General features: G+C 71.1%; 5 protein-coding genes. 1 reads left to right on the top strand and 4 read right to left on the bottom strand.

Features of this window, described 5'->3' with window-relative positions:
• The 3 genes from RWP81_RS14905 to RWP81_RS14895 form a co-directional block, all read right to left on the bottom strand.
• The coding region (locus RWP81_RS14905; protein WP_314457400.1) for a hypothetical protein at positions 1 to 403 on the bottom strand (403 nt) is incomplete at its 3' end.
• A complete protein-coding gene (locus tag RWP81_RS14900) occupies positions 400 to 1,032 on the bottom strand; it encodes an acyl-CoA synthetase (RefSeq protein ID WP_314457398.1) in 633 nt (210 codons plus the stop codon). The genes RWP81_RS14905 and RWP81_RS14900, both read right to left, overlap by 4 nt.
• A 107-nt stretch (positions 1,033 to 1,139) precedes the next feature.
• Entirely contained in the window at positions 1,140 to 1,517 is a 378-nt protein-coding gene (locus tag RWP81_RS14895; protein ID WP_399540618.1) for an LPXTG cell wall anchor domain-containing protein, read from the bottom strand.
• A 235-nt stretch (positions 1,518 to 1,752) separates the two neighbouring features.
• Here RWP81_RS14895 and RWP81_RS14890 point away from each other — a divergent pair, with 235 nt between their 5' ends.
• Positions 1,753 to 2,160: an NUDIX domain-containing protein gene (locus RWP81_RS14890; RefSeq protein WP_314457396.1), complete on the top strand. Its 408-nt coding sequence runs from the start codon at positions 1,753 to 1,755 to the stop codon at positions 2,158 to 2,160.
• A gap of 174 nt (positions 2,161 to 2,334) precedes the next feature.
• Here RWP81_RS14890 and RWP81_RS14885 read toward each other — a convergent pair whose 3' ends face one another.
• A complete protein-coding gene (locus RWP81_RS14885; protein ID WP_314457394.1) occupies positions 2,335 to 3,873 on the bottom strand; it encodes an SDR family NAD(P)-dependent oxidoreductase in 1,539 nt (512 codons plus the stop codon).
• Between the last annotated feature and the right edge of the window lie 176 nt (positions 3,874 to 4,049).

Below are 4,049 nucleotides of genomic sequence, written 5' to 3'. Positions count from 1 at the left end.
GCGCCGCGTCGTCGTCGGGCTTCTCGGCCGCCGGCCGCACGGGCTGCTCAGACACCGCGGAGCCCTCAGCCCCTGCAGCGGGGCCGGCCGTGGAGGCGCCGGGGGTGGTGGCATCCGGAGCGTCCTTGGGAAGGAGCAGCGGACGATCGACGGTGGCGGTGACCTTGGCAGGGTCGACAGCGAGAAGCATGAGGGCGACGCTCACGAGCACGACGATGAACGTCGCACCGGCGGCGACGAGCGCGACGATCAGGGCGTTCTGGATCTGGTCGGCCGGACGCGTCTGGAAGAACCCCATCGACATCAGCGTGACGAAGCCGGCGAACAGGGCGGCGACGAAGGCCAACCCCAGCAGTTGCACGGGCTTCATCAGGTCTTTGCGCGTGGTGGGCTTGTCGGTCATGACGCGGCCTCCTCAGGGGATACGGCCGCTACGGGCTCGGGGCGGCGCGGAGAGAAGCCCGCGATCGCGAGGAACACGGCGACGACCGCCGCGTATCCGCCGAAGAGTCCCACGGCGATGGTGATGCCGGTCAGCGTGAACGATCCCGCACCGGTGATGTCGTAGTCGAGCGCGTACTGCGCCGGGGTGAGCAGCAGCACGGCCGCCAGCACGATACTCAGGATGCCGATGAGCATCCCGTCTCGCACGCCCGCGGTACGCCCCGCCTTGCGGTCACGGAGGGCCCCCAGCAGTTCGACGAGCCCCGACACGAGCGCCCACGCGATCACGACGCCGAAGAAGACGCCCGTCGTGCGCCACGCTCCGACGCTGGACACGAGGCCGGCCAGGATCGAGACGGATGCCAGGAGCACCGGGATCATGCGCTCCCCGCGCGGGAACACCAGCCACGCGGAAAGCGCGAAGACCAGTCCCGTCGCGAGCGCGAAACCGCTGAAGACGCCGAGCCCGAGGACGGCGGAGTGATCCGGCGAGAACGTGACCATGATGGCCGCGAGCGCCGCGAACGCGGCGCGCGCCAGCTGCAGGTGGCGAACGTCGAAGGCGCGCGGTGTGGAGGAAGAGGTCACGGAGGGTCCCCGAAGAGCGGAATGGATGGGATCCAGTGTATTCCTCGGCACCTGTGCGGCCTCCGCGGAACCTCGACGGCGAATCAGTGGATCCGCCGCCCCTCGCCTCAGACGCGTCGGCGACGACGGGCGCGGATCGCGGGTCCGGCGGCGAGCGCCAGGAGCGCGACCACAGCGGCCCCCACGGCGATCTCGCCGCCCGTGGACGGAAGCGCACCGGGTCGGGGGTTCGCGGCATCCGATCCCGGGTCCGCCGGGGCAGGACTCGCGGTGGACGTCGGGGCCGACGGGGTGGGGACCGCCGTCGGAGACGGGGTCGCGGTGGGCGCCGTCGTCGGCGGGGGCGTCGGGGCGCCGGTGCGGGCGGGGATCTCGACCGAGATGAGCAACGAGTCGCCCGTCGATTCTCCGGGCGTATTCGGCGCGGCAAGGGGAGCCCCCAGAGCCAATGCCACCACTACCGCCGCCAACGTCTTCGTCATCACGCGATCAACCTCCTTGTCGAGGATGCCGTGAAACGCCCGTACTGCGCAAGGAATCGACGACGATGCACGATGAATTGCGCATGACGACATCCATTCCGAGGCGTTCCGCCCGCCTCCGGAGGTCTCCACCGACGCGGTGAGGCCCGGTCGAGAGGAGGTTTCGAACCCGTGACCGCCCCGGCACGGCGGCCATCGCCCTCCTCGGCGCGGCGGGCGCGGGTGCTACCGTGCCGATGTGACTCCGGATGCCATCCCCCTGCGCCGCATCCACGTCTCGGCTGCGGTGATCACCGACGCCGACGGCCGGCTGCTGGTCGTGCGCAAGGCCGGGACGACGGCGTTCATGCAGCCCGGCGGCAAGCCCGAGCCCGACGAGACGCCCGCCGAGACCCTTGCGCGAGAGCTCGCCGAGGAGGTCGGCCTGCGCGTCGCGCCCGAGCACCTCGAGCCCCTCGGGCGTTTCACCGCGAGCGCCGCGAACGAGCCCGGCTTCGAGGTGGTCGCCGACGTGTTCCGCGTCGACATCGGCGACCAGCAGCCGATCCCGGATGCCGAGATCGCCGAGCTGCGCTGGGTCACCGCCGCGACGGCATCCGGAATCGAGATCGCCCCGCTGGCCCGCGAGTACTTCCTGCCCGCGTGACCGCCCGCGCGCGGTCCAACCGCGGTTGAGTGTCCAAGACACGCCGCGAAGCCCCCGCCCGCGCGGTGTGTTCTGGACACTCAACACCGCGCGCAGCGCGAAAGCGCCCGCGCCAACGCGCCGCCGCCGGGCGCCACTCGCCCCCGCGCGGTCCAACCGCGGTGGAACGCGACCTCACCAGGAGCTCTTGCGGTAGTCCTTCAAGAAGATGCCGAACAGGTCTTCGCCGGCCTCGCCGCGCACGATCGGGTCGTACACGCGGGCGGCGCCGTCGACGAGGTCGAGCGGGGCGTGGAAGCCCTCTTCGGCCAGCCGCACCTTGGTGAAGTGCGGGCGCTCGTCGGTGATCCAGCCGGTGTCGACGGCCGTCATGAGGATGCGGTCGTTCTCGAACATCTCGCGGGCGCTCGTGCGCGTCAGCATGTTCAGCGCGGCCTTCGCCATGTTCGTGTGCGGGTGGCCGGGACCCTTGTAGCCGCGGCCGAACACGCCCTCCATCGCCGAGACGTTGACGATGTACTTGCGCTCCGCGGTCGAGGCGGCCATGGCCGGGCGCAGGCGGCTCACGAGCAGGAACGGCGCGGTCATGTTGGCCAGCTGCACCTCGAGCATCTCGAGCGGCTCGACCTGGTCGACGTGCTGCGTCCAGCTGTTGATGCGGTCCTCGTCGGGGATGAGACCGCCCGCGTCGATCGCGGTCCCGGTCATCAGCCGTTCGAGCGACGACGACCCCGCGGCCATGGCCTCGGCGGTGAGTTCGTCGGCCGTGCGCGCCGCCGACGCGAGGATCGGGTGCGCCGACACCGACTGCGCGAGCGCGAGGGGGTGGGCGTCGTTGGTGTGGCCGAAGGTGAGCAGCTCGGGCAGAGGGCCGTCGGGAAGGGGTGCCAATTCGGCATCCACCAGGGGTTTGTATGCACCCGGCGAGCGCCGAACGGTCTGCGCGGCGTTGTTGATGAGGATGTCGAGCGGACCCGCGGATGCCACGGAGTCGGCGAGTCCGATCACCTGGGCGGGGTCGCGAAGGTCGATGCCGACGACCTTCAGCCGGTGGATCCAGTCGGCGCTGTCGGGCAGCGACGAGAACCGGCGCACGGCGTCGCGGGGGAAGCGCGTGGTGATGGTGGTGTGCGCGCCGTCGCGCAGCAGCCGCAGCGCGATGTACATGCCGATCTTGGCGCGGCCGCCGGTCAGCAGAGCCCGACGCCCTGTGAGGTCGGTGCGGGCGTCGCGCTTCTCGTGGCTCATCGCCGCGCAGTCGGGGCAGAGCTGGTGATAGAACGCGTCGACGAGGGTGTAGTCCTGCTTGCAGATGTAGCAAGCGCGTGCCTTGATCAGCTCGCCCGCGAACGGCATGGAGGTGCGGGCGGCCAAGGGGATGCCGCGGGTCTCGTCGTCGATGCGGTCGGCGGCTCCGGTCGCGGTGGCGGCGACGACTGCGCGGTCCGCATCGGCGATGCGCTGACGCTTCTCTTTGCGCGACTGCCGCTTGACGTCCTTGTAGAGCTTGCCGGTCTGGCGACGCAGGGCGATGTAGGCCGGGTCTTCAGGGTCGAGCGAGGAGGCCGCGTCGATGACGCGCAGCGCGATCTCGAGCTCGTGCGGGTCGATGGCGGTCGACCGCGCGGCATCGCGTTCGGGGTCCAGCAGCGTTTCGGGCACGGGGCATCGTACCGGAGCGTTGCTGAACAGCGGGTGGGCCGGGCGTGTCATGGCGCGGGCCGCGGCCGCGTGAGCACAGGGGATCGTGCGAGCACAGGACGAGTCCGCGCAGATCGGCCCTGTTCTCGCGCGATCCCCTGCTCTCGTGAGGACGCGTCAGCCCTTGCCGCCGTCGACCCAGCGCGTGTGGGCCTTGAGCGCGTGCAGCACCGCGAGCCGCACGACGA

It is taken from the genome of uncultured Microbacterium sp., assembly GCF_963521695.1.
Classification (GTDB): domain Bacteria; phylum Actinomycetota; class Actinomycetes; order Actinomycetales; family Microbacteriaceae; genus Microbacterium.
The sequence above is the reverse complement of the archived record's forward strand: the minus strand, read 5'-3'. Positions and strand labels throughout refer to the sequence as shown.